This is a genomic window from Enterococcus silesiacus (genome assembly GCF_001886225.1).
GTDB classification, from domain to species: domain Bacteria; phylum Bacillota; class Bacilli; order Lactobacillales; family Enterococcaceae; genus Enterococcus_L; species Enterococcus_L silesiacus.
The window spans coordinates 129,725-152,871 of record NZ_JXLC01000004.1; the positions used below are offsets into that span (position 1 = coordinate 129,725).

21 protein-coding genes are annotated in these 23,147 nt (G+C 36.6%); 3 read left to right on the plus strand and 18 right to left on the minus strand.

All coding sequences use genetic code 11. From position 1 onward, the window contains the following. Nucleotides 1–36: 36 nt before the first annotated feature. The 3 genes from nhaC to RV15_RS04210 form a co-directional block, all read right to left on the minus strand. Entirely contained in the window at nt 37–1,425 is a 1,389-nt protein-coding gene (gene nhaC, locus RV15_RS04200) for a Na+/H+ antiporter NhaC (protein ID WP_071876801.1), read from the minus strand. Nucleotides 1,426–1,754: 329 nt separating this feature from the next. After that, nucleotides 1,755–2,966 (minus strand): NAD(P)/FAD-dependent oxidoreductase, encoded by a 1,212-nt coding sequence (locus RV15_RS04205; RefSeq protein WP_071876802.1) that lies wholly within the window; start codon nt 2,964–2,966, stop codon nt 1,755–1,757. Between the two features lie 29 nt (nt 2,967–2,995). Then, the gene (locus RV15_RS04210; RefSeq protein WP_071876803.1) at nt 2,996–3,901 is read right to left on the minus strand and encodes a prenyltransferase; all 906 of its coding nucleotides are present in this window, start codon (nt 3,899–3,901) and stop codon (nt 2,996–2,998) included. Nucleotides 3,902–4,019: 118 nt separating this feature from the next. Between RV15_RS04210 and RV15_RS04215 the strand changes: the two genes are divergently transcribed. Then, on the plus strand, nt 4,020–5,000 hold the full coding sequence (locus RV15_RS04215) for a polyprenyl synthetase family protein (protein ID WP_071876804.1): 981 nt from the start codon (nt 4,020–4,022) through the stop codon (nt 4,998–5,000). 86 nt (nt 5,001–5,086) lie between these two features. Here RV15_RS04215 and cydC read toward each other — a convergent pair whose 3' ends face one another. The 8 genes from cydC to RV15_RS04255 form a co-directional block, all read right to left on the minus strand. Beyond that, a complete protein-coding gene (gene cydC, locus RV15_RS04220) occupies nt 5,087–6,847 on the minus strand; it encodes a thiol reductant ABC exporter subunit CydC (RefSeq protein WP_071876805.1) in 1,761 nt (586 codons plus the stop codon). After that, on the minus strand, nt 6,847–8,577 hold the full coding sequence (gene cydD / locus RV15_RS04225) for a thiol reductant ABC exporter subunit CydD (protein ID WP_071876806.1): 1,731 nt from the start codon (nt 8,575–8,577) through the stop codon (nt 6,847–6,849). Before cydD ends, cydC begins: the two co-directional genes overlap by 1 nt. Then, nucleotides 8,574–9,599, minus strand: coding sequence for a cytochrome d ubiquinol oxidase subunit II (gene cydB, locus RV15_RS04230; protein ID WP_071876807.1), 1,026 nt, complete (start codon nt 9,597–9,599; stop codon nt 8,574–8,576). The genes cydD and cydB overlap by 4 nt, the downstream gene beginning before the upstream one ends. Beyond that, a complete protein-coding gene (locus tag RV15_RS04235; protein WP_071876808.1) occupies nt 9,596–11,014 on the minus strand; it encodes a cytochrome ubiquinol oxidase subunit I in 1,419 nt (472 codons plus the stop codon). The genes cydB and RV15_RS04235 overlap by 4 nt, the downstream gene beginning before the upstream one ends. A 483-nt stretch (nt 11,015–11,497) precedes the next feature. Then, nucleotides 11,498–11,944 carry a hypothetical protein gene (locus RV15_RS04240; RefSeq protein ID WP_071876809.1) on the minus strand — a complete coding sequence of 149 codons (447 nt, stop codon included), beginning with the start codon at nt 11,942–11,944 and terminating at the stop codon, nt 11,498–11,500. Nucleotides 11,945–12,020: 76 nt separating this feature from the next. Beyond that, a complete protein-coding gene (locus RV15_RS04245; RefSeq protein WP_071876871.1) occupies nt 12,021–12,320 on the minus strand; it encodes a hypothetical protein in 300 nt (99 codons plus the stop codon). A gap of 34 nt (nt 12,321–12,354) precedes the next feature. Continuing rightward, nucleotides 12,355–12,831, minus strand: a complete 477-nt coding sequence (locus tag RV15_RS04250) for a nucleoside deaminase (protein WP_071876810.1) — start codon at nt 12,829–12,831, stop codon at nt 12,355–12,357. Nucleotides 12,832–12,962: 131 nt separating this feature from the next. Next, complete coding sequence (locus RV15_RS04255; RefSeq protein WP_071876811.1) at nt 12,963–15,044, minus strand: DNA topoisomerase III; 2,082 nt, start codon at nt 15,042–15,044, stop codon at nt 12,963–12,965. A 188-nt stretch (nt 15,045–15,232) separates the two neighbouring features. Between RV15_RS04255 and RV15_RS04260 the strand changes: the two genes are divergently transcribed. Beyond that, the gene (locus RV15_RS04260; protein ID WP_083429096.1) at nt 15,233–15,946 is read left to right on the plus strand and encodes a DsbA family oxidoreductase; all 714 of its coding nucleotides are present in this window, start codon (nt 15,233–15,235) and stop codon (nt 15,944–15,946) included. 96 nt (nt 15,947–16,042) lie between these two features. Here the strand turns inward: RV15_RS04260 and RV15_RS04265 are convergent, their stop codons facing one another. After that, nucleotides 16,043–16,408, minus strand: coding sequence for a DUF1033 family protein (locus RV15_RS04265; RefSeq protein WP_071876812.1), 366 nt, complete (start codon nt 16,406–16,408; stop codon nt 16,043–16,045). Nucleotides 16,409–16,633: 225 nt separating this feature from the next. Here RV15_RS04265 and RV15_RS04270 point away from each other — a divergent pair, with 225 nt between their 5' ends. After that, complete coding sequence (locus RV15_RS04270; protein ID WP_071876813.1) at nt 16,634–17,026, plus strand: hypothetical protein; 393 nt, start codon at nt 16,634–16,636, stop codon at nt 17,024–17,026. A gap of 24 nt (nt 17,027–17,050) precedes the next feature. On the opposite strand, the gene mnmA is transcribed toward RV15_RS04270, so the two are convergent. The 6 genes from mnmA to RV15_RS04300 all read right to left on the minus strand — a co-directional run bounded on the left by mnmA (nt 17,051) and on the right by RV15_RS04300 (nt 23,107). After that, a complete protein-coding gene (gene mnmA, locus RV15_RS04275) occupies nt 17,051–18,175 on the minus strand; it encodes a tRNA 2-thiouridine(34) synthase MnmA (RefSeq protein ID WP_071876814.1) in 1,125 nt (374 codons plus the stop codon). Nucleotides 18,176–18,296: 121 nt separating this feature from the next. Next, nucleotides 18,297–19,286 (minus strand): hypothetical protein, encoded by a 990-nt coding sequence (locus RV15_RS04280; protein ID WP_071876815.1) that lies wholly within the window; start codon nt 19,284–19,286, stop codon nt 18,297–18,299. A 173-nt stretch (nt 19,287–19,459) separates the two neighbouring features. Then, nucleotides 19,460–19,801, minus strand: coding sequence for a DUF1831 domain-containing protein (locus tag RV15_RS04285; RefSeq protein ID WP_025872194.1), 342 nt, complete (start codon nt 19,799–19,801; stop codon nt 19,460–19,462). An 82-nt stretch (nt 19,802–19,883) separates the two neighbouring features. After that, on the minus strand, nt 19,884–21,029 hold the full coding sequence (locus RV15_RS04290; RefSeq protein ID WP_071876816.1) for a cysteine desulfurase family protein: 1,146 nt from the start codon (nt 21,027–21,029) through the stop codon (nt 19,884–19,886). 84 nt (nt 21,030–21,113) lie between these two features. Then, the gene (gene rarD / locus RV15_RS04295; protein WP_071876817.1) at nt 21,114–22,010 is read right to left on the minus strand and encodes an EamA family transporter RarD; all 897 of its coding nucleotides are present in this window, start codon (nt 22,008–22,010) and stop codon (nt 21,114–21,116) included. A 131-nt stretch (nt 22,011–22,141) separates the two neighbouring features. Then, a complete protein-coding gene (locus tag RV15_RS04300; protein WP_071876818.1) occupies nt 22,142–23,107 on the minus strand; it encodes a ribose-phosphate diphosphokinase in 966 nt (321 codons plus the stop codon). Between the last annotated feature and the right edge of the window lie 40 nt (nt 23,108–23,147).

Here is a 23,147-nt window from a genome sequence, read left to right on the forward strand (position 1 = left end):
TTAAAATTTTAATGATTTTAAATAGAATTCTCTATTTTAATTGTTTATTTCACTGGATGATTGTCTGTTGATACCAATGCCAGTTATTCCTGAAAGGATCGATAATATCGGACACAATAGGATAAAGAAACTAAAGGGTGCATACTCCAAGGTAGAAACTTGTAAGGTGCTCGCCATAAACACACCACTCACCCCCCATGGAATCAATGAATTTAAAACAGTTCCAGAATCTTCCAAAGCTCTTGAAAGGACTTCTGGCGCAAGGTCTGCTTGATCATAGCTTTCTTTAAATGCTCGACCTGGAAGAATGATTGATAGATACTGCTCACCAATCATCACATTGGCCAGAGCTCCACTAAACACCGTTGCTGCAACCAAACTACCAGTTGACTTCAATTTATGAGCAAGGGGGGCCATTAATACTGTGATTACATCCATTTTCATTAACAGTCCGCCTAGTGACAATGTCAGTAGAATCAATGAAACTGACCACATCATACTTTGAATACCACCTCTAGTCAACAAAGCATCGATTTGCTCCATTCCAGTTTCTGAAACAAAACCATTTTCTAAAATTGTGCTTAATTGTTTCAAATCAACGTTTTTTGTTTGAAACATGTACATAACACTAGAAACCAAAATTGTTACTAACAATGAAGCGATCGCCGGCACCCGTTTGATTGAACATACCACAAGTAATAAAATCGGTAAGACCGCCCACCAGCTAATGGCAAAATTAGCTTGCAACACTTCTAAAAACTGTTTTGTTTCTAAATCAGTCTGTCCAATTTTCGTTTGAAATCCAAGTATTGCGTATAAAATAAACGAAATAACAAAAGCTGGGACCGTCGTCCACATCATATTTTTAATGTGTTTAAATAAATCTGCTCCAGCAACAGCCGAAGCTAAATTCGTCGTATCAGAAAGTGGCGACATTTTATCGCCAAAAACAGCACCTGAAATAATTGCTCCGGCTAGTATAGCAGAGTTAAAGCCCATTGAAATACCCATCCCCATCAAAGCCAAACCAATTGTTGAAACGGTGGTAAAGGCACTTCCAATCGAAATCCCGACAACTGCACAACTAACAAAGGCAGAAGGTAAGAAGATTTTGGTACTGATAACTGAAAAACCGGCATACATCATTGTTGGAATGACACCACTTGCAATCCAGACTGCAATCAAAGCACCAATCAAAATAAAGATGACCATCGGCACGATCCCTGTTTTGACCCCTTCGACGATTCCTTCATGGATTTTATCCCAAGAAGCCCCACGCCACTTACTCCAGGCAATCAACAATCCTAATGCACATAGAACTGGAAAAATCGGACTCATCCCGACGCCAATCACACAAATACTGATAATTAATAATAATGACAAAAATACAAGTAATGCTTCTTTAACACTTAATTTTTTTTTCATTTACGTTCCTCATTCTTCTTATAAATTTAATTGTTGCATAAAAAAATCCCTGACAATCTGAAAAAGACTGTCAGGGACGAATAAATGTTGGAAACAAAAAAATAGTTTGTCTCGTACGCACAAATACACGCGGTACCACCCATAGTTGAAATTAAAAATAATCTCCACTCAAAAGACGCTAACGGATCTTACCCGAATAAACTATTTCGCTCCAGATTTGTAATTCAAGTTGTTATTTTGGTCAACTTCCATCTGCCGTTGACTTTCTGTCATTTCAAAACAACACTCTACTGTGAATCTTTCATAGCTCTTACTTGTATTTATATTTTTTAACGATAAAAATCAAAGCGACCTTTAGCCAACATTTCTTTGATTCCACCTGTTTCAAATAACGAACGATCCATAATCGCCTTTTTGATCACAGAAGCTGGATAGCCCTTAACTTCGATTTTTCCGACTTCACCAAAGGCATGGCTATTGCCGATTGAAGCAACAGAACCTAATGATTTAAAGGTAAATTCTTTAGTAGCCTCACCTTTTAATTGCGCTTTGATATTTTTACCTGCATGCTCACCCATTTTAAGTGAAATTTGTGCAGTTGTTGGATAAGGACGATTTGATTCTTTATCCATTACAGCAGAACAGTCACCAATAATATAAACGTTGTTGTGATCTGCATCTGTTAAATCAGGGTTAACCATCACACGCCCACGTTTCGCTGCAAAACCAGAATCACCAACAACATGACTTCCGCTAACACCAGTTGTCCAGATGATTGTTTTAGCTTGCAACTCATTTAATTCATTTGTTTCTGCATTGTCCAAATAAACAACAGTATCTTGTTTAATTTCTTTAATTGGTTTTCCAACTAAGAAATTAACACCCCATTTTTTCAAATGATCGATGCCGTAACCACCAAGCTTTTCACTAAACATTGGCAATAAACGAGTTACCGCTTCAACACAGTATAATTGGATTTTTTCAGGTTCAACACCAGCGATTTCAGCTAGTTTTTTCTTACCTTCATGTAATGAACCTAATAATTCGATTCCGGTAAAACCAGCACCACAGACAACGATTTTCAGACAATTTTCGTCTTTGGTTTCTTTATAAGCTTTCATTTGTTCTGTTAGATGTTGATACACTTTTTCTGATGTCGGAATGTCGACCATTTTTAATGAAAATTCTTCAACACCAGGTATGCCGAATGATTCTGATTCGTATCCTAATGCTACGATCAAATAATCATAAGAAATCGCTTCTTGATCTTTCAAATGAACCAGTTGGTTTTCACTATCGATTTTTTCCACTCTACCTTGTACAAACGTTGTACATGCTGATTTTACAACATCTTTGATTGGATATGTGATTCTTTCCGATGTTTGAATCCCCGCTGCAACTTCATGGATATCTGTTGCTTCAAAGTGATAATCATTTTGATCGACCAATGTGATTTTCAATTCACTGTTGCCTTTTTGTAACTCATGGAGCGCTCTTAAACCGGCATAGCCAGCGCCCAAAATAACGACGTGCTTACTCATTTAAATCCCCTCTTAACCTTTTTATTTTATTATTTAAGCCACAATCCTATGGCAAAAAATACAACTTGTGCAAGTGCTCCGACTGCTAAAATTCTTATGGCGCAAATAAATGTCTTTGTTTTGACCTGTTCGTTTAGAAATAGCTTTGTTTGTTTCCAAATAAATGGCAGAACAAGCAATGTCAATAACATCGTAATCGGCGTTAAACCTAAAACAACACTCAACACGATCGATGCAAATGCAATCACGATCAATCCGACAAACAGACCAATCGATACTTTCTTCCCTAAATAATGAACTAAGGTAAACCGATGATTCATTTCGTCTTCTTCTAAATCACAAATATTATTGGCCAACATTAAATTAGCGATCAAACAGGTATTAGGCAATGACACCAAAAAGATACTGCCGATATTACTCACTGTCCACTGAAAAGAATCAAATGTATTGATATAGACACAAATCAACATGATCATAAAGCCCATCGTAAATCCTGAAAAGAATTCACCTAAAGGCAAGCTTGATAATGGTTTAGGTCCAGAAGAATAAAAGATTCCAATCAAGTAGCAATAAAGTCCTAGCCATAACAACGGCCAACCGACAATCATCGACAGACCAATACCCATCAATGCGGAAATGGCCACCATCCAAATGATCCAGCGGCGAATCATCGACAAGGATAGATTTTCCCGTCCAATAATATTCGTCTTCTCTTTATAATCATGCCCTTCTTTGGCATGATGGTAATCATTATAGTTATCTAAAATATCAACAGCCATATTGAAAATAAACATCGCAATAAAATAAATAAGAACATACCCTAAATGTAAACTTCCATAATGGTACCAACTAAAACAAATGCCTAAAAGAAAAGGTAAAACACTGGCTGTTTTTGCTTTTAGTTCAACTAATTCAAAAAAAACTTCTCTATTCAAATTATACTCTTCTCTCCTTATAATATTTAGTTTTATGCTCACAGAATAATTTGCTTGTATTTCTTTACCAACATCGTATACAATCAATAGTATTGAATTACTGAAAGGAATATTGGTTATGAATGATTTTTGGAAAGAATTTCCTATTATCCAACAACAATTAAATGAAACTTGTGAACTGATCAAACATCAAGTTAAAATACGAAACAAAGAAATTGAAGCAGCTTTGATCGAACTAACCTATTCAGGCGGAAAATTACTGCGCCCTGCTTTCTTTTTTTTATTTGCTCAAATCGGCGATGAGCAAAAACAAGATCATAAACAATTGATCAAAATCGCTGCTTCGATCGAAATTCTGCATATGGCGACATTAATTCACGATGATATCATCGATGACTCACCACTGCGTAGAGGAGCCGTTACGCTTCAATCCCGCTATGGTAAAGATATTGCTGTTTACACAGGAGATTTATTGTTTACTGAATTTTTTGAATTACTTGCTGAAACGATGAATGGCTCTGATTTTCTACATACAAACGCTTCTGCGATGAAACGATTACTACTTGGTGAATTAGATCAAATGCATACACGCTACAAAAAAGACATGACTATTTCCGACTACTTACGCAGCATCAATGGAAAAACAGCTGAATTATTCTCTTTAAGCTGTCTGGAAGGCGCTCATTTTGGCCATGCTTGTGCAGAAGTACAGCGCTTAGCAAAGCGAATTGGTCGCCATATCGGCATTGCTTTTCAAGTCTATGATGACATCTTAGACTATACAGCAGATGTAAAAACCTTGAAAAAACCTGTTTTAGAAGATTTAGCACAAGGAGTCTACACGTTGCCTTTGATTTTTGCCATGCAAAAAGCGCCAGAACGCTTCGCTGTTTATTTAGAAAAAGGTGCTACTATCACAGACGTACAAGCCGCTGAAACAGCCAAACTCGTTCACGAGCTAGACGGAGTCAACGACGCCAAAACATTTGCAAAACGTGTCACTGAAAAAGCATTGGACGATATCAAAAAATTACCTGAGTGTTTAGGAAAAGAACAACTAACTTTACTGACAGAAATGTTACTACAGCGTTCATACTAATTCATTACTCAGCTTTTAAAAGCTTGAGGCAAAGCTCATAGAGTTTTGCCTCATCTTTTTTATGTTAAAAAACTTTCGTCAACCAATCAATTCTTGTTCATGCCTCGATCGATTGCATACAATTGTTGATAATGAAGATTCGTCGCTAACAATTCTTGCGGTGAACCACTCATTTCTAGTTGACCATCTTCAATGAAGATCACTCGATCCATCATATGAACACCTTGAAGATGATGGGTGATCCAAATAATCGTTTTATCCTTTAACGTATCAAAAAATGTATCTAATAATTGTTGTTCTGTAATTGGATCCAGACCAGTCGTTGGTTCATCTAATAATACAACGGGTGTGTCTTGAAGTAAAATACGAGCCAATGCCAACCGATGACGTTCACCACCAGAAAAACGCAAACCTGCTTCGTCCACCATTGTCAGTAATCCTTCAGGCAATCCTTCGATCATTTCCTTTAACCCAACCTTATCCAACACTTGCCAAACGTCTTCTTCTGAAGCTTCTTCTCGCCCAATTCGGACGTTATTCAAGATTGTTGTTCTGAAAAGATAAGGCGCTTGGTGAATCACACCAATTGATTTCGTGATTTGATCACCAAACTCAGCCGTTTTAATTCCACCTAAAGTAATCGTTCCTTTATCAGGCTCTAAATCGCCACGGATCAACGTTGCCAAGGTACTTTTTCCTGAACCACTACGTCCCAAAATCGCTAATTTCTCTTTTGAGTGAATCGTCAAATTCAGGTCTGCTAAAACTCGTTTAGATGTTCCTTCATAAGAAAATGATACATCACTGATTTTGATTTCTGTATCTGTGATCGTCACATCTTGTGGCACAACATTTACTTCTTCTGGTTCAGGTAAATCGTTCAAGCGTTTGATCGAATCTTTATAGATATTTGTTTCTTGCGCTGCATCAGGCAGCGGGGCAAAAGCATCAATCAATGGGAATACCGTCAATGTAAATGCTGCGATCCAGTTAGCTGCTCCACCATGATTGCCAGGAAAACGAACACTCGTCCAAGCTAAAATTGCGACAGTAATGACACCAAAGGCAACCTGCAACACAAAATCACGAAAACGATTAAAACGTTTGATTTTTTCATCTAACTGACGTAACTTCGCTTCATCTTTTTCATAGGAGTGAACAAATTCCTGTCCACGCTGACTAAATACCCAATCAGAAACACCTAAGATATTATCTGTCAGTGTTTTGTATAATTCATTTTTAGACACTTTTTGTTTTTCCTGTCTAGCGCCATTCACTAAAACTGAAATCAAAGGTAGTAGAAAAATCACCACACCTAACATCAATAACATGCATAACCCAAACCACCATGAAAACAAACCTAGTCCAATAATGATGAAGATATATAACAACCAAGCGATCACTGTTGGGAAAATCGTACGCAAATATAAATTCTGCAAGTGATTGATATCTTCTGATAACAAACCTAAAATATCACCCGTTTGGTATTTTGATTTAAAGAAAATTGCATCTTTCTCTAAAACCAGGTAAAGCTTCAAACGCAAGTCAGACGTCATTTTCAACACCCAGTTATGACTGACTAAACGCTCGATATAACGAAAAACTGGACGACTGATCCCAAAGGCACGTGTTAATACGATTGGAATATAAATCATCAAAATATTTTCTGGAAGTGACGCTGCTCGGCTAATTAAATAACCCGAGTTAAACATCAAAGCACCTGCACTAAAAAAGGTTAAAAAGCCTAAAATCAAGGCTAGATACAACAAGCCTTTATACTTTTTCAAGAAAGGCTTGACCCATTGATCTTTTTCGTATAATTCTTTATTTGTTGGGGTATTTTTCATTATTCTGTCCCCCTCATTTGGTTGACTAATTTAACATAGTAACCATTTTTCTCAGTCAATTCAGCCAATGTTCCGGCTTCAACCAATTGCCCTTTGTCCATCACTAAAATATAATCCATTTCCGCCATCCAATGTAATCTGTGCGTGGCAAAAAAGACAAGATGCTCCTCCATCAATGGCAACATTCTTTCTTTTAATTCCACTTCTGTTTCAATATCTAAGTGAGCAGTTGGCTCATCAAATAATAGAATTCGACGCGTTTTGTCTAAAAAGGCTCTAGCAAGCGCCACACGCTGTGCTTGTCCGCCACTTAACATTCTCCCGCTCTCACCGATCACAGTGTTTAAACCGTCTGCAAGCTCTATTACAAGCGGTTCTAATCCCACTAACTGAATTGCTGCTAATACTTGCTCATCTGTCGCATCTGGCGTGTAAAAACGGACATTGTTCGCTAAGGTATCTTGGAAAATATAAGGCGATTGCGGAATATAAAGTACTTGCTTCTGCCATTCTTTTTGCAAAAAATGTGGAATCGTTTGTCCATCTACTTCGATTTTTGTCGTTTCAGCATTTGGCTCTAAAAATCCGCTCAACACGTTGATCAAGGTTGATTTACCAGAACCGCTAGCGCCGATGATCCCGATTTTTTGATACCCTTTTGCTGCAAAATCTAAGCCTTTTAACGCCGGTTGCGTTGCTTCTTCATATTGGAACGTCAATTGTTCAGCTGATAATTCACTCAAGGCTGTCCAATCCCCTAAAGTAAGACGATCCGTTTCAGACATTTCCGGTAAATCCAAGACAGCTTGAATAGCTTGGAATGAATTTTTCCCATCTAAGGTCGCATGATAGTCACTGGCAAAATCACGAACAGGTAAGAAGAACTCTGGCGCTAGAATCAATGTCGTCAACGCTGGAAATAGTAAAATTCCACCTTCTAATAAACTCAACCCTAAAAATACCGCCACAACAGCTACAGATAATGTGGTGAAAAAGTCCAAAGCAAACGTTGATAGAATCGCGATCTTCAGTGTACTCATCGTCGCTTCTCTAAACCGTTCACTCGTATTATAAATACTACCTGCATATTTTTTACTCAAGCCAAACAACTTCAACGTATCTAATCCTCGTAATGAATCTATAAAGTGATTAGACAAGATCTGAAAAGCTTTGTATTGTTTATCCGCTTTACTTTGCGCTGCATAGCCTAAAATGATCATAAAAATAATGATCATAGGAAACACAACTAGTAGAACGATACCTGAACGAATATCTAAGGTAAATACAAAAATCAAAATGATCCACGGAATGATCATCATATTCATGATTTTCATCAAGATCAAATGCAGATAATTTTCCGCCTGACTGATTCCTTCAAGCGCCATTGTGATCATATTTCCCGTACCATTTTTTTGAACCACAGTTGGTCCAAGTCGAAATACTTTTTGTAACAAGGCTTCTCTTAATTCACGAGAACGATCATAACTAAAGGTATCCAACATTTTCTCACGAAGATACGTCACCACATGTCTGCCAGAATAAAACAAAAAGAACACCAAAATATTCAACAGCTGGTCGTTTAATTGACCACCTTCCCATAACCCAACAACGGCTTTAGATAAATAAAATGCTTGTCCTATAATAAATACTGCTTGCAGGAAAGAAAAACCTGCAAGCAAGATCATAATATTTTTGATTTTCGGCATTTTTAAGATGGCTTTATCAATCATCCTTCATACCCCACAGCAGCAATTGCTGGGTGTTTGATACGTTTTCTAAAGACATAATAAGACCAACCTGTATATGCTAATACAAATGGTAAAATCGTTAATGATAACCATGTCATTGTTTTCAATGTGTAAGGAGAACTTGAAGCATCTTTGATCAAGATATCATAGTAACCCTCACTACCGATCATCACGCGTGGGAATAAACCACTAAACAATAAAGCAACTAAAAGAATCAAGGTTAAGCCGCTGGCAAGAAACGCCAACATTTCTTTTTTCTTAAAGACACTTACATTAGCAACCACTGTCAGGACTACAATTCCTAAAACTAATAATAACGTTACAACGAAATGATTATCAAAGAAATCTGTTTTGAAGTACAACAATGCTGCAAACACAACTAAGCCAACATATAAAACCCAATAGAAGAATGACGCGTAATTACGTGCACGCTCTCTGACTGGCCCTTCTGTTTTAAGCGTAATATAGTTCAAACCGTGTAAGTAGCACAATAACGACAACGCCACACCACCTACTACAGAAAATACATTAATGTAATCTGTAAACGAAGCCATCATATTACCATCTTTATCAAGCGGCATTCCTTGTACCATGCTGATAAATAACACACCAAAGAAAAATGGAACGATAAAACTACCGATCGATAATGTCCAGTTCCACATTCTGCGTCGTTTACCATCCGGCATACGGTGACGGAATTCAAATGACACTCCACGAATGATCAAACCAACTAAAATAATAAACAAAATCAAGTAAAATCCGCTAAATAATGAAGCATACCAGTATGGAAAAGAAGCAAACATTGCCCCACCTGCTGTTAATAACCATACCTCATTACCATCCCAAACCGGTCCAATTGTTTGGATGATTTGTTCTTTTTCCTCTTCGTCGTGCGCTAATGTTTGAACTGACATCCCCACACCAAAGTCAAAGCCTTCTAGGAAGAAGAAGCCTGAGAATAAAATACCAATTAGGACAAACCAAAGTAATTGCAACGTACTCATTCGCCAAAGACCTCCTTATCAAATGGATCTACATCAGTAGAGTTTGCCTCTGCTAATTTCTTTTCTTCATAATCTGGGCCTTTTTTAAGTTCTACAGTAATCAAGTAAACCATGACTGAACCTAGACCTGCAAAAAGAATAAAGTAAATAATGTTTGAAGTTAATAGTGAAGCCACTGATACATTTGGTGAAACACTATCTTCGATCGTAAATAAGCCATAAACGGTCCAAGGATAACGACCAAGCTCAGTGATCAACCAACCTGTTGTATTTGCTAAGAATGGTGCGAATGTGCATAGTGCCACGATCCAAACCATCCAGCGCTTTTCATAAAGTGAAGGTTTTTTCTTCCGACTAAGGAATAATCCTAACGCTGAAACTAAAAGCATTAATGCACCAAATCCAGCCATGATTCTAAAGCTCCAGAATAATGTGTTGACTGGTGGATAATAATTTTTATCGTCACCATATTGTTCTTTCAAACGCTCATTGACAGTTTCCATTCCATCAACAGAGCCCGATAAACTATTATAAGAAAGAATACTTAGCATATAAGGAATTTGAATCCCAAATACTTGTTTATGCTGCGCTTCATCGGCCCAAGCAATCAATGTCCAAGCAGCTGGATCACCAGAATCTTCATAATCGCCTTCCATTGCCGCAAATTTCATTGGTTGATCATTAATCAAAGCTTTCATTTGCAAGTCACCTGTGAATAAAACAGATAGTGAACCAAACAAAGCGATCCATAAACCAATACGCATAGATGTTTTGTGGAAATTAAGATCACGTTTTTTCAAAATTTGGAACGCTGCTAACCCTGCAACGATCATTCCACCCATTACAATCGCACCAGATAGAACGTGTGTAAATTCATACCACACTTTGGGATTGCCAATTACGGCCCCAAAATCAATTAATTCAGCACGACCATTGTTTAAAGTATAGCCCACTGGATGTTGCATAAAGCTGTTTGCAGCTAAAATCCAAAAAGCTGACATCATTGACCCAAATACAACCAACCAAATAAATGTTAAATGTAGTTTAGGACTTACTTTATCCCAAGTAAAAATCCATAAACCTAAGAATGTTGATTCTAAAAAGAATGCAAGTAACGCTTCAATTGCTAGTGGAGCCCCAAAAATATCTCCAACAAAGCGTGAATAATCTGACCAGTTCATCCCGAACTGGAATTCTTGAATAATTCCTGTTACAACTCCTACTGCAAAACTTAATAGAAAAATGTTGCCCCAAAACTTCGCCATTTTGCGATAACGCTCATCTTTTTTCACAACATACATCGTTTCCATGACTGCAACTACAAGTGCTAATCCTATTGAAAACGGTACGAAGAAGTAATGAAAGACGGTCGTCATACCAAATTGGAATCTTGCCAATGTTACAATATCAAACATCAATAATCCCCCTTGTTTTTATTGTCTCCACAAAAAGAATAAGCTGATTTCATTCAAAATAATTATTCATTTGCACAGTTGGTTGGCGCTGTCAAAATGAATCAAAACCTAGAATAAAATAAACCTAAAAACAATATGTGTGTGGAAACTCTTTTTATTAAATTTAGAATGATTCCAATTTAGAGTATACTCCTTTTATTGTAAATTACAAATGTTTCTGCCCTTTTTTCATTAAAATATTCCTTTATTCTGAGGGAAAAATAAGAAAAGTGGGTTTAGGGGATGAAATATGGAAAAACACTTTGAGTAACGTTCTTTTTCATATTATAGAAATTATGTTCCGGTCATAGCTAAAACAATGAATTCTTTTCAAAACTAGCTTTTGCTTTAGTCAATAATTTGCAGATAAACTCCTCGGTAAAAAATTCTAAATAACGGACCTTTCTTGCCTTATAATCAATGGAAAATAGAATGATAACTATCTCAAACTCCGGAAGTCACGATTTCCCAAGACTTCCAAAATTTATCTTTTTTCAATAGCCATATCCAACCTTTATGATTAGAGCCTGGCATAAAACCAGAATTTTGATTATCTTTTAATCCAACCTCGAAATCAGAATACAATACAATGCAGTCATTTTTATCTGTATAGTTTAGCTTCTGATCCTCTTCATTATTTCTAAAATAATTCTCGAGTTCCTTATTCGACCTTTCTTCATCATAATAAAGTTTGGTCATCTCACAATTAGTAAACCCTTTAAATTCTTTCTTTACTTTGTCAATCGCTGAGTTAATTTCAGTATCCTTAAACTTTTGGGATTCTCCAATAATGATCACTGCATTTTCTATTTTCCCTTTTTTACCGCTTATTGAAACACTGTAACCAATCACAAGAATCAATAATACAGTAATCCACACCTTCTTTTCCAACCACGCACCCCCAACGCATTCATTGCAATATAACTTTTTTTAAGCCCTATACTTATTATCATTTTTAGCTAAAAATTTATTCTAACAGCCCTTTTTTCACAGAATAATCCATATATTTATAAACTTTCTCAATCTTATCCTGCTTTACTTGGTCTATTTTTGCTTGAGTAAAGCTCTCTATAATTCCTTGCTTCTGCAATTCTTCCATCATCGCAGTCAATTGATAAAATTCTGTCAGTATTTGTTCTTCATTCGTTTCATCTGCTCTGGATGGATGATGATCGTCAAAACCAAATCTGATTGCTTTTGACAATGCTTGTTGGATTTCTGCACACTCCTCCATCGCCACTAGGGTTAGATATTCATTTTTTCTCATGTACATGTTCCTTCCTCTTCTTATCGTTTTATCGTTATTTTTGAAAATAACCGACATAAACCGGCACTGCTTCTTCTTTTAACACACCTTTAGCAACTTCTGGTCTATTCGGGCTTTTGGCAAAAATTTCTTCACTACCAATCATTATATTAAATCCTGCAATCCCAGCTAATTCATCATGCCCTAAACTATAGACCATTCTACCTAAACTGCTCCAAACCATTGCTCCTGCACACATACAACACGGTTCACAACTTGTATAAAGTGTATATTCAGATAAATCTGTTATTTTTTGGCTTGAACAAAAATCGCGAATAATACCTAGCTCGGCATGATACGTTGGGTCACTTTTAGTGTGAATTTGATTTTCTCCAACCAAAATTACTTTATTGTCTTTTACAAGTAATGCGCCAAAAGGTTCGTTTCCATGTTTTGCCGCTTTTTTGGCAAGTTCTAGTGCTTGCTGCATAAATTTTATATCTAATTTTTCTTGTTCAGTATTAATAACCATTCTCTTTTCACTCTTCTCTGATTAGTATTTTGTCTAAATTATAACATGAACTCAAACGGTTTCATGATTGCTACTAAATTAAAAACACCAATCACCAAATTTCTTGATGATTAGTGTTTTCAAATTTAAAATCAATCTTGCTTCATTGCCGCTTTCAGCGCTTGTGCCAACGCACTTTCTTCCGGTTCTTCTTTTTGAGAATACTTCTTCATTAAGTTACGTTCTTCATGTTTCGTAAGCTTCTTGCTACGTTCTTTTTTATCCTGCATTTTTTCAGTGATTGAACAGTATTTACATTTGAAATAAGCCCCATTTTTTCCATCAATGATTTCCATTTTACGATGGCATTGTGAACAACGGTGATTGGAAATTTTAGGATCTTTTCTACGACGATAGCTACAATCTTGGTTGGAACAGATATAGATTTTGCCATCTTTGGTATTCTTCTCACGCAAGTTTGAGCCACATTCTGGGCATTTCTTTTGAGTGATTGAAAAATCTTGGTATTTGCTTTCGCTTTGTTTGATCTCGTTGACAAGTTTTTTAGTATCTTGTTCGATTTCTTTTAAGAAAACCGTGCTGCTTTGCTTTCCTTTAGCGATTGCTTCTAGCGTTTTTTCCCATTTTTCGGTTAGCTCTGGCGTAACTAAAGATGGATTGACTAATTCAAGTAGCTGCTTCCCTTTTGGTGACACATTTAATCCGTTGGTATTGCGTTCCATCAACTCTGATTTGATCAATTTTTCAATGATTTCTGCACGCGTTGCCGGAGTACCTAAGCTGTGTTTTTCCATTAAACCTAAAAGGGTTCCTTCCGTCAATGGTTTTGGTGGTGCGGTTAGTTCTTTATTGATGGTGAAATTCGGCGGAATCACCATCCCTAATTTCCAGTCGACAGATGGAATAACGTCTTCTTTTTCTTGTTTCCAGCCGGCAATTTCGACTTTACTTTGACGGAAGATAAATTGTTCTTTGTCAAAACTTACGGTTACTTTTGTTTGTTTTGTACGATGTGAGTCAGCAAACATTCCTAAGAATCGCGTGACGATCATGTTATAGATTTTTTGTTCATCGCCACTTAACTTTTCATAACGCGGGCGTTGTTCAGTCGGAATCAACGCATGGTGATCTGTGACTTTTTCATTTTGGAATACTTTTGTCAGTTTGACTTGACCGCCATCTTTGATGTAGGTTTTAACTTCTGGTGCAAAGTCGCTGACTGCTTGCAAACGTTCTTTCATCGTCGCTTTCATATCGGTGGTTAAATATTTACTGTCCGTTCTTGGATAGGTCACTATTTTATGGAATTCATAGAGACTTTGAACAAGCGACAGTGTTTTCTTTGCTGAGAATTGATAACGCTGGTTGGCTTCTCTTTGAATCTCAGTTAAATCATATGGTAAAGGTGCTTGTTCTGTTTTCGTTTTTTCTTGGATATCCGTTACTTTACCTTTTCCTTCGCTTAGTTTTTTCACAAAAGCTTCTACATCATTCCGTTCTTTAAAAGCGTACGGATTACTTTGAACAAGTTTTGCTTTTTCTTTTTGAACTTGTAGCTCTACTGAGAAATAGGTTTGTGGTCTAAAGCTTTCGATTTTCTTTTCTTGCTGACGGACTAAAGATAACGTTGGTGTCTGTACTCGTCCAGCTGATAAGCTATCTTGATATTTCACCGTTAATGCTCTAGTCACGTTCAACCCGACTAACCAGTCTGCTTTGGCACGCGCTAAGGCTGAATAATATAGATTGTCGTATTCTTTGGCTGGTCTTAATTTTTTGAAGCCGTCTTTGATCGCTTTATCTGTTTGAGAAGAAATCCATAGACGCTTGACTGGCTTATTGAAATTTACATATTCCAAAATCCAGCGGGCAACAAGTTCGCCTTCACGTCCTGCATCGGTTGCAATAACTGCTTCTGTGACATCTTTTCTGTTTGCTAATTGTTTGATAGCTTTTAATTGGTGCCCTGTTTTTGGTAATGGTTTGATCCCTAGATTTTTTGGTACCATCGGTAGAGTCTCCATTTGCCAAGATTGCCATTCTTTGTTGATATCTTCCGGCATTTTTAAGCCTAATAGATGTCCTAACGCCCATGTCACAATCACATTTGAGCCTTCATAATAGCTTTTATTTTTCTGATTTGCCCCTAGTACTTTACTTAAATCTTTGGCGACACTAGGTTTTTCGGCAATGATTAGTTGTTTGTTTGCCATTTGTTTCACTCGCTTTCTGTATTCCATATGTAAATTGAATTCATCGCTAAAATGTCAATATGTTGATTTTACCACACTCGGCTTGTTCTTTTCGCCTCTTATTTAAGCTTTTTAATTGAAATGTAAATAGAAGAACTATATACTTACTAATTGTAAGTGTTTAAAATAATGATTATCAAGGAGATACCATGATTACAATTGAATTTTTTCACGACGTTATTTGCAGCTTTTGTTTTCCCATGTCGTATAGAATGAGACAAGTCCAAGAAGAAATGCCTGAAATAAAAATTACTCACCGCTCTTTTGCCTTGGCTAGAGAGGAAGAAGATCATGAGCGGATGTTTGGTTCTAGAGAGAATGCTAAAAATGAAATCCTGTCTCACTGGGTTCATGCCAATCAAAACGATGACCTTCATCGATTTAATATCGAAGGAATGAGAGAGGCTGACTTCCTTTTTCCAACTTCTATGAATGGCTTATTAGCGGCCAAAGCGGCAGGAGTCATGGGCGGAGAAGTTGCATATTGGGATATCTTTGATGCTTTACAGAAAGGATTATTCGTCGATAGTCAAAATATTGATGACCCTTCCGTAATTGAATCAATCGTTAAAGATAGCTCGATTGATTTTGAAAAATGGCAGCAAGCTTTTACTAACCCAGAAACGTTATCATTAGTCGAAGACGATTTTCGTATAGCAAATGCCTACCAACTTACAGGTGTACCTGCCTTGATCGTTAATGGAAAATATCTGATCAACGGGGCTCAGCCAATGGATCAAATCATTCAAGCGATTCAAACGATCAAGGAAAAAGAGACACCGATCATTGAAATCATCGAAAATGGCAACTCGGAGAACGGCTCTTGTGACATGGTAGATGGAAAATGGGTTTGTAAGGATTGAATTTCAACTCTACTTATTTCGTTAGATAATTTAAAAGGTCAAGGAAACAATGCACGTATTCGTGAACTTGTTCCCTTGACCTCTTATCTTATTCACCTAAACCAAACTCGATTTACAACATTTCGGCTTCGCACAATCATTATGGCGTTCATGAAAATCGTCGCCACTTTCAAACGTCACTGCTTGCAAATCTTTTAATAAAGCTAGTCCTTTATATTGCTGCAGATCCTCATCACATTCCTCACACCAGCGTTCATCACCAGCATCCCAGAAGGCTGCTAAATAATTAACTTTTGTATTTATGTATTCATATGTTGAAGAAAGTTCTTGCCATTTTTTTATGTAGTAACGTTCTGCATCTTCTAAAGAGTCAAATGTTTTATTTTCTTCGATATCTTCTTGCCAGTCTTCAAAAAACCACCAAGGCTCATTATCGCCGTACATAGTAACAACTTGGTACATTGATCGATCACTCCAATTCTTTCTACAAGAGCTATTCTAGTCACTTAGTATAAAACTTTCAACTTAAGTGCTTGTGAAATAGTTTTTTGTTTAAACGTTCATTAATTTAATTTTACCACAAATTGGAATTGACGTAGGAATAAACTTGTTTTTCTCTTTCTATCATTGCGAATGGAAGGACCATTTGCTAAAATATGGAAAGAATAGAAAGGAACGTTTCTCATTATGAAAAAACCTGTATTTTGGAACTCGATTGCTATTTATTTACTATTATATAATAATATTTTGCTCATCATATCATTGATCATGGCTTTAAAAGCTGTGGTCGATGGACACGGAAGCTTTGGTTCAGATGTTTGGTATCAGATTTTTGTTTTTCTTATTTATATCATTGTGATTGCTGGATTAATGACAGGTGGAAAAAAAGGGTACATAGTTTCCATATTCTTTATCCCATTTATTTTTCTAATGTATTTTTACCCACCGATGATGGTCAGTATGTTTCCTAAAATGATCATGTTGGCCTTTCGTGTAGTTGAACTTGTTTCAATAGTTTATTTAGTTGTTTCACCTGAATCTAGAGCTTATCTACGTGACTGTGATAAAAAAAACGAGTAGGAATTTTCCCTACTCGTTTTTTGATTAGATATATTGTAATACTTTTTCTTCTTGATACGCTTGATCGATCAAGCCTCCACCAAGACATTCCATTCCGTCATAAAAGACAACTGCTTGTCCTGGAGTGATTGCTCGAACTGGTTCTGAGAAAATCACCTTAGCTTTTGTACCATCATCAGTCAACACAACTTTGACTGGTATATCCTCTTGACGATAGCGGAATTTCGCTGTACATTCAAATTCTCTTGGCATTTCCGTATCGACTGTAAAATGGATTTCGCTTGCATCTAAATGTGTTGCATATAATTGTTCATGATGAAACCCTTGACCAACATATAATGTATTCGTTGCTAAATCTTTCCCCACTACAAACCACGGTTCTTGTGAACCTTTGCCCCCACCGATGCCTAAGCCTTGACGTTGGCCGATCGTATAATACATCAAGCCATCGTGTTGGCCTTTGATTTCACCATCTAAAGTCACCATATTTCCTTTATTAGCAGGTAAATAGGTACTTAAAAATTGTTTAAAGTTCTTTTCTCCAATAAAACAAATTCCTGTCGAATCTTTTTTCTTTGCTGTTGCTAAATCAGCACGTTCAGCGATTGCTCGAACCTCTGATTTTTCCATGCCGCCTAAAGGGAACATGGTTTTAGCCAATTGAGCTTGAGATAATTGACTCAAGAAATAGGTTTGATCTTTATTATTATCCACACCGCGTAACATCCGCACAGTGCCGTCTTCTTTTCGTTCAACTTGGGCATAATGTCCAGTTGCTACATAATCTGCACCTAATTGCATTGCGTATTCCAAAAAGGCTTTGAATTTGATTTCTTTATTACACATCACATCAGGATTTGGTGTCCGTCCCAAGCGATATTCTTTAAGAAAATACTCAAATACGCGATCCCAATATTCCTTTTCAAAATTTACCGAATAATAAGGAATACCGATTTGATCGGCAACTTTCGCTACATCTTTGTAATCTTCGGTGGCTGTACACACACCATTTTCATCCGTGTCATCCCAATTTTTCATAAAGATGCCCACGACATCATAGCCTTGCTCTTTTAAAAGCAACGCCGTAACAGATGAATCTACACCTCCGCTCATGCCCACAACGACACGAGTTTTGCTGTTATCTGTCATTTGATCACCATCATTTCAATTTAGATTCTGAATGCATCTACGATTTGAAGGTCGTAACTTTTCAGTGATACTTATTATACTAGTATTTTTCCAGAAGTAAAGCTCTTAGAAATAGGAAGCATTAATTCTTACTAAATAGTAATTGATATTTATCTCCAAATTTTTTCAATAACAGCTCTTCCAATTCTTGATACTCTAATGCTTGAGTATGATCAATAGAAAATTGATAGAATAATCTTTGCTTTTTACTGCCATCTTCAAAAACTATATTTAAAAAGTGGACATTATTTTTTTTACTGTCATCACTGCTAGCACTCATTGCTAAACGAATGATTTCTTGATTTTTATAATGAACGTTATTGATACTGACCGATTCCTTATTTATAGATAGTTTCTGTAAAGGAATTCTTTTTTTAAAACTGATGTTTCGAAGCCCTACAAAGAAAAATACCGCTAAAACAACGACTATCTGCCATTTTGTTTCCAGAAGTCTGACTGGAACAAGCTTATATAACAAGAAAGTAATCACCGCTCCTATGACTAGAGCCATCAAATTATCCAACCAAGGCTTTGAATAACGATCCAGCCCTGTTGGGACAAAGGAACATCCTTCTATATTTTTTACTGGACATTGATCGTCTAGTTCGTCCATTTTTAAATAAGAAACGATTTCCTGATAATATTTGTTCGAACTTTTTACCTTTATTTCAAAAATTTGCACTGACTCTTTATTTACTACATTTAATTGATGCCAATATTCTGTATTTCCAGATTCGTCACCATATCCTGGACTATAACTTTCTTTAGCACCTACGCCTACAATCTTATATCCAGACTTTGCAAATATTTTCTTGGTAAATAGTGTAGCATAGATGAAATCATTTTCCGTAATAACTAATCTGTTACAACTAACAACCAGTTGAAACAAAAAAGCCCCTGATAAACCGATTAGAATAATCTCCTTCTGACTATTAATGAAAGAATGCAAACTATAGAGAATTGTATCATCTTTGGAATAATGATTAATAAACACTATAAAAAGCAGTAGTAATGCTATGATAATCACAAATTTCAAATTATTTTTATTTACCCAAAATACCTTTTTTTTCATTTTCCCCACTCCTTTTAAGCATATCAAAAAAAGTGTATCAATAATACCTAGACATGACAAGAGCATTTTCTATGCTCGTTCACTAAAAATCTCGCATTTGCTAAAAAAGATGAGGTTGGAACACAACTCTACGAGTCACACCCCAACCTCATCTTTAATTTCCAATTAATTGATCAAGCTTTCTCAAATACCCCACGACTGATCATGCCATCCATCAAGAAGTAGAACTTTTCTTGACTCATTGCATGAGAGTCGCTTTTAAAAATATTCATTGATTTCAAACCATTTGCAGTCGTCACTGACATTTTCAGTGTTTTCAAATCTTCAGCGATCGTGATTTTTAATTTAAACCCTTCTTTACTTTGGGGTGTCCCATCTAATGGACGGATCAGCTGAAAGTTACCAGAATTGGTTTCAGTGAAGCCATTATCTTTCAATGTGTATTTTTTTGCTTGTTCATTTACTTTATAGAATACCGTACAGCCTTCTACTGTTGCTTTTTCTTTAAACGCCATTTTTCCACCTCTTTATTTATTGTCTCTTTTATTATAGTTGGTACGCTTTCTTTTTACTAGTTCTAATCTAACTTTTCTTCAATTACTGCTTTATTTTTTGGATTATATCGATCAATATAGCTACTAATCGTTGAATTTGAGCATCATCATTCCCTAATCCAAAACTGATTCGGACAGATTCTTTGATTGCTGGGGCATTTTTTCCATGCATCGCCTGTAGAACATGAGAAGGATCGACTGTTCCTGCAGTACAAGCTGAACCGGTTGATATCGCCACCCCTTGTAAATCTAAGTGCATTAATAACAAGTCACTTGCTACGCCTTTAAATTGTATGTTTAAAATATGAGCTAGCTTATTTTCAGGATTACCATTGATCTGATAATCAATCTGAGCTTTATCTAGTTCAGTCAAAATAATCCGCTCAAATTCAACATATTTTTCATGCCGTTTTTCTTTTTCAACATCGGTTAAAAGTGCAACCGCTTTGCCCATGCCAGCAATACCAGCTAAATTTTCTGTTCCTGCTCGCCGTTTCTCTTCTTGCTCCCCACCATGTAAAAATGAAGGTAACGAAATGGCATCGTTTTTAAATAAGAAACCAACACCTTTTGGTCCATTGATTTTATGAGCAGAAATACTCAATAAATCAACGCCCATTTCATGAGGTAAAATTCGTTCAGAACCATATGCTTGGACAGCATCTGTATGAAAAATCGCGGGATGCTCTTTTAGCAATTCCCCAATTTCTTTGATTGGCATTAAATTACCGATTTCATTATTGCCATACATCACGGAAACCAAAATTGTATCATCCCGTAAAGCTGCTTCAAAATCTGCGATAGCCAGATTGCCGTTGACGTCAACAGGTAAGTAAGTCACTTCAAATCCCAACTCTTCCAAATACTTCATTGTTTCTAAAACAGCTGGATGCTCGATCGCGGTTGTAATCAGATGCATTCCTTGATCTTTTCTAGACAATGCCGTTTCAATGATTGCCGTGTTATCCCCTTCTGTACCACCACTATTAAAGATAATTTCGTGTGGTTTCACTTCAAGACTTGCTGCAATCACTTGACGGATATCTTCTAACTTACGATGAGCTTGTCGGCCAAATGTATGAATGCTAGACGGATTGCCAAATGTATTGGCCATTTCACTGGCCATTATCTCAATAACTGCCGGATGTGTCGGCGTTGTTGCTGCATGATCTAAATAAATGGGTTCCACTGAACTCGTCCTTTCTGACTCCTTGATAATGGGATTATTTTAACATAAGTGACAATGTACCTCAAAGAATGATTCTTTTTCTACTTACTTGGAAAAGCGTTTTTCCTTCTGATAGGTATAAATATTGCCATACGTAAAAACAGCTATCCCCGCCCAAATAAAACCAAATGCGATAAATTGCTCTGCTGAATAGGGCTCATGATATAAAAATAGTGCGGATAGCAACATTAAGGTTGGACCTACATATTGAATAAAGCCTAAAATAATATAAGAAATTTGTTTTGCTGCCTGTGCAAAAAGCAATAAAGGAATCGCCGTCACTACACCTGCTCCCATCAGCAATAGATTAGTAGATAATTCATAATTCATAAACCCTTGACGCGAGAAGAATAGTAAATAAACCAAAGCAATAGGTAAAATAACAAAGGTTTCAATCGTTAAACCAGTGTAAGAACTCACCGATACACCTTTTTTGATTAGTCCATAAAAACTAAAAGTCACTGCCATAACAAGTGGTGCTAACGGAATTTCACCTGTTTGAATCGTTAATAACAGGACACCCAACAAGGCTAAGCCACATGCAATCATTCCTGAACGACTTAATTTTTCTTTCAAAATCAAGGTTGCCAACAAGACATTCACTAACGGATTCATATAATACCCCAGACTCGCTTGCGTAACGTGTCCTTGGCTGACTGTATAAATAAAAGTGAACCAATTTACTGAAATCAAAATAGCTGCACAAATGATAGCAAATAATTTTTTCTTGTCTTGTATGACCGATTTGACCTCCGTCAGAAATAACGACCATCTTTTAGTAACTAAAATATAAATAATCATAAATAAAAAGGACCAGACAATGCGATAACACAAGATATCCAATGGAGCAACGGTTGGCAACAACTTCCAATAAATCGGAATGATCCCCCAAAATACATACGCAATAAAGCCTAATAAAACACCCTTTTTCTGTTCTTTCACTCGTGTTGCTCCTTCCTATTACTTGTATCAATTTTCGTTAGTCCTTTTATTCGACCAAGATAAAGACTAAAAAGAAGTCCAGTCTAAAGCAATAGCTGAACTTCTTTCTTGATTTAAACAAATTGTTGTTATTATTTTTCTTCTAAACGAAACAGTGGACTCATTGGTGTGTTTTCATGAATTCGTTTGACTGCCTCACCCATCAGTTCAGCACACGAAACAATGTTCAGAGCTTCTGGCTTGCGGTCTTCAGAAATAAAGACAGAGTCAGTCACACAAATTTGTTCGATTGGTGAAGCATCTAACGTCTCTTTAGCACCTTTTGATAGTAAACCGTGAGAAGCACAGGCATAAATACATTTCGCCCCATTTTCTTTTAGAATCTTAGCAGCAGTTGCCATCGTACTGCCAGAGTTTAAAATATCATCGACTAAAATACACGTCTTGCCTTTGACCTCTCCAATCACATATCCTGAACGGACACCGTCCACTTCGTCTTGGTCAATGATCGCAAGTGTTGCATCTAAATACTCAGATAAACTTCTGGCACGTTGGACACCACTGTTTTTAGGAGAAACAACAACAATATCTTCTCCCGTTAACTGTTGCTGACGATAATTATGAGCAAATAGCGGCATCGTAAACAGATTGTCTACTGGAATATCAAAGAATCCTTGCACTTGAACGGTGTGCAGATCTAGTGTCAATACGCGTGTTGCGCCTGCTTCTTCTAATAAGTTCGCAACTAATTTTGCTGTGATTGGTTCTCTTGGTTTAGCCGTTCGATCTTGTCTAGCGTATCCATAGTATGGTAACACCACATTAATTGTTTTAGCACTTGCTCGTTTCAATGCATCAATCATGATCAACAATTCCATTAAATTATCGTTAACAGGAAGGTTGGTCGACTGAACAAGAAAGACATGGTCCCCGCGAATACTCTCTTCAATATTGATTTGAATTTCTCCATCACTAAATTGGCGCACCGTACTTTTTCCGAGCTCAGTACCGACAACTTCAGCAATTTTCTCTGCTAAAGGGCGATTGGCATTCAAACTAAAGATTCGTAATGTTTTATCCTGGTATTTTTGGGTCATGATTTCCTCCGTGATCTAGATATTTTTCTATTCTGATAAT

Bases quoted from the DNA above. Each gene is read 5' to 3' on its own strand.
- RV15_RS04205 (WP_071876802.1), bottom strand. From the start codon at position 2,966: ATGAGTAAGCACGTCGTTATTTTGGGCGCTGGCTATGCCGGTTTAAGA.
- RV15_RS04260 (WP_083429096.1), top strand. From the start codon at position 15,233: ATGATTACAATTGAATTTTTTCACGACGTTATTTGCAGCTTTTGTTTT.
- RV15_RS04235 (WP_071876808.1), bottom strand. From the start codon at position 11,014: ATGTTTGATATTGTAACATTGGCAAGATTCCAATTTGGTATGACGACC.
- RV15_RS04245 (WP_071876871.1), bottom strand. From the start codon at position 12,320: ATGAGAAAAAATGAATATCTAACCCTAGTGGCGATGGAGGAGTGTGCA.
- RV15_RS04215 (WP_071876804.1), top strand. From the start codon at position 4,020: ATGAATGATTTTTGGAAAGAATTTCCTATTATCCAACAACAATTAAAT.
- cydD (WP_071876806.1), bottom strand. From the start codon at position 8,577: ATGATTGATAAAGCCATCTTAAAAATGCCGAAAATCAAAAATATTATG.
- RV15_RS04300 (WP_071876818.1), bottom strand. From the start codon at position 23,107: ATGACCCAAAAATACCAGGATAAAACATTACGAATCTTTAGTTTGAAT.
- nhaC (WP_071876801.1), bottom strand. From the start codon at position 1,425: ATGAAAAAAAAATTAAGTGTTAAAGAAGCATTACTTGTATTTTTGTCA.
- cydB (WP_071876807.1), bottom strand. From the start codon at position 9,599: ATGAGTACGTTGCAATTACTTTGGTTTGTCCTAATTGGTATTTTATTC.
- mnmA (WP_071876814.1), bottom strand. From the start codon at position 18,175: ATGACAGATAACAGCAAAACTCGTGTCGTTGTGGGCATGAGCGGAGGT.
- RV15_RS04255 (WP_071876811.1), bottom strand. From the start codon at position 15,044: ATGGCAAACAAACAACTAATCATTGCCGAAAAACCTAGTGTCGCCAAA.
- RV15_RS04280 (WP_071876815.1), bottom strand. From the start codon at position 19,286: ATGAAAAAAAAGGTATTTTGGGTAAATAAAAATAATTTGAAATTTGTG.
- RV15_RS04265 (WP_071876812.1), bottom strand. From the start codon at position 16,408: ATGTACCAAGTTGTTACTATGTACGGCGATAATGAGCCTTGGTGGTTT.
- RV15_RS04270 (WP_071876813.1), top strand. From the start codon at position 16,634: ATGAAAAAACCTGTATTTTGGAACTCGATTGCTATTTATTTACTATTA.
- cydC (WP_071876805.1), bottom strand. From the start codon at position 6,847: ATGAAAAATACCCCAACAAATAAAGAATTATACGAAAAAGATCAATGG.
- RV15_RS04285 (WP_025872194.1), bottom strand. From the start codon at position 19,801: ATGGCGTTTAAAGAAAAAGCAACAGTAGAAGGCTGTACGGTATTCTAT.
- RV15_RS04250 (WP_071876810.1), bottom strand. From the start codon at position 12,831: ATGGTTATTAATACTGAACAAGAAAAATTAGATATAAAATTTATGCAG.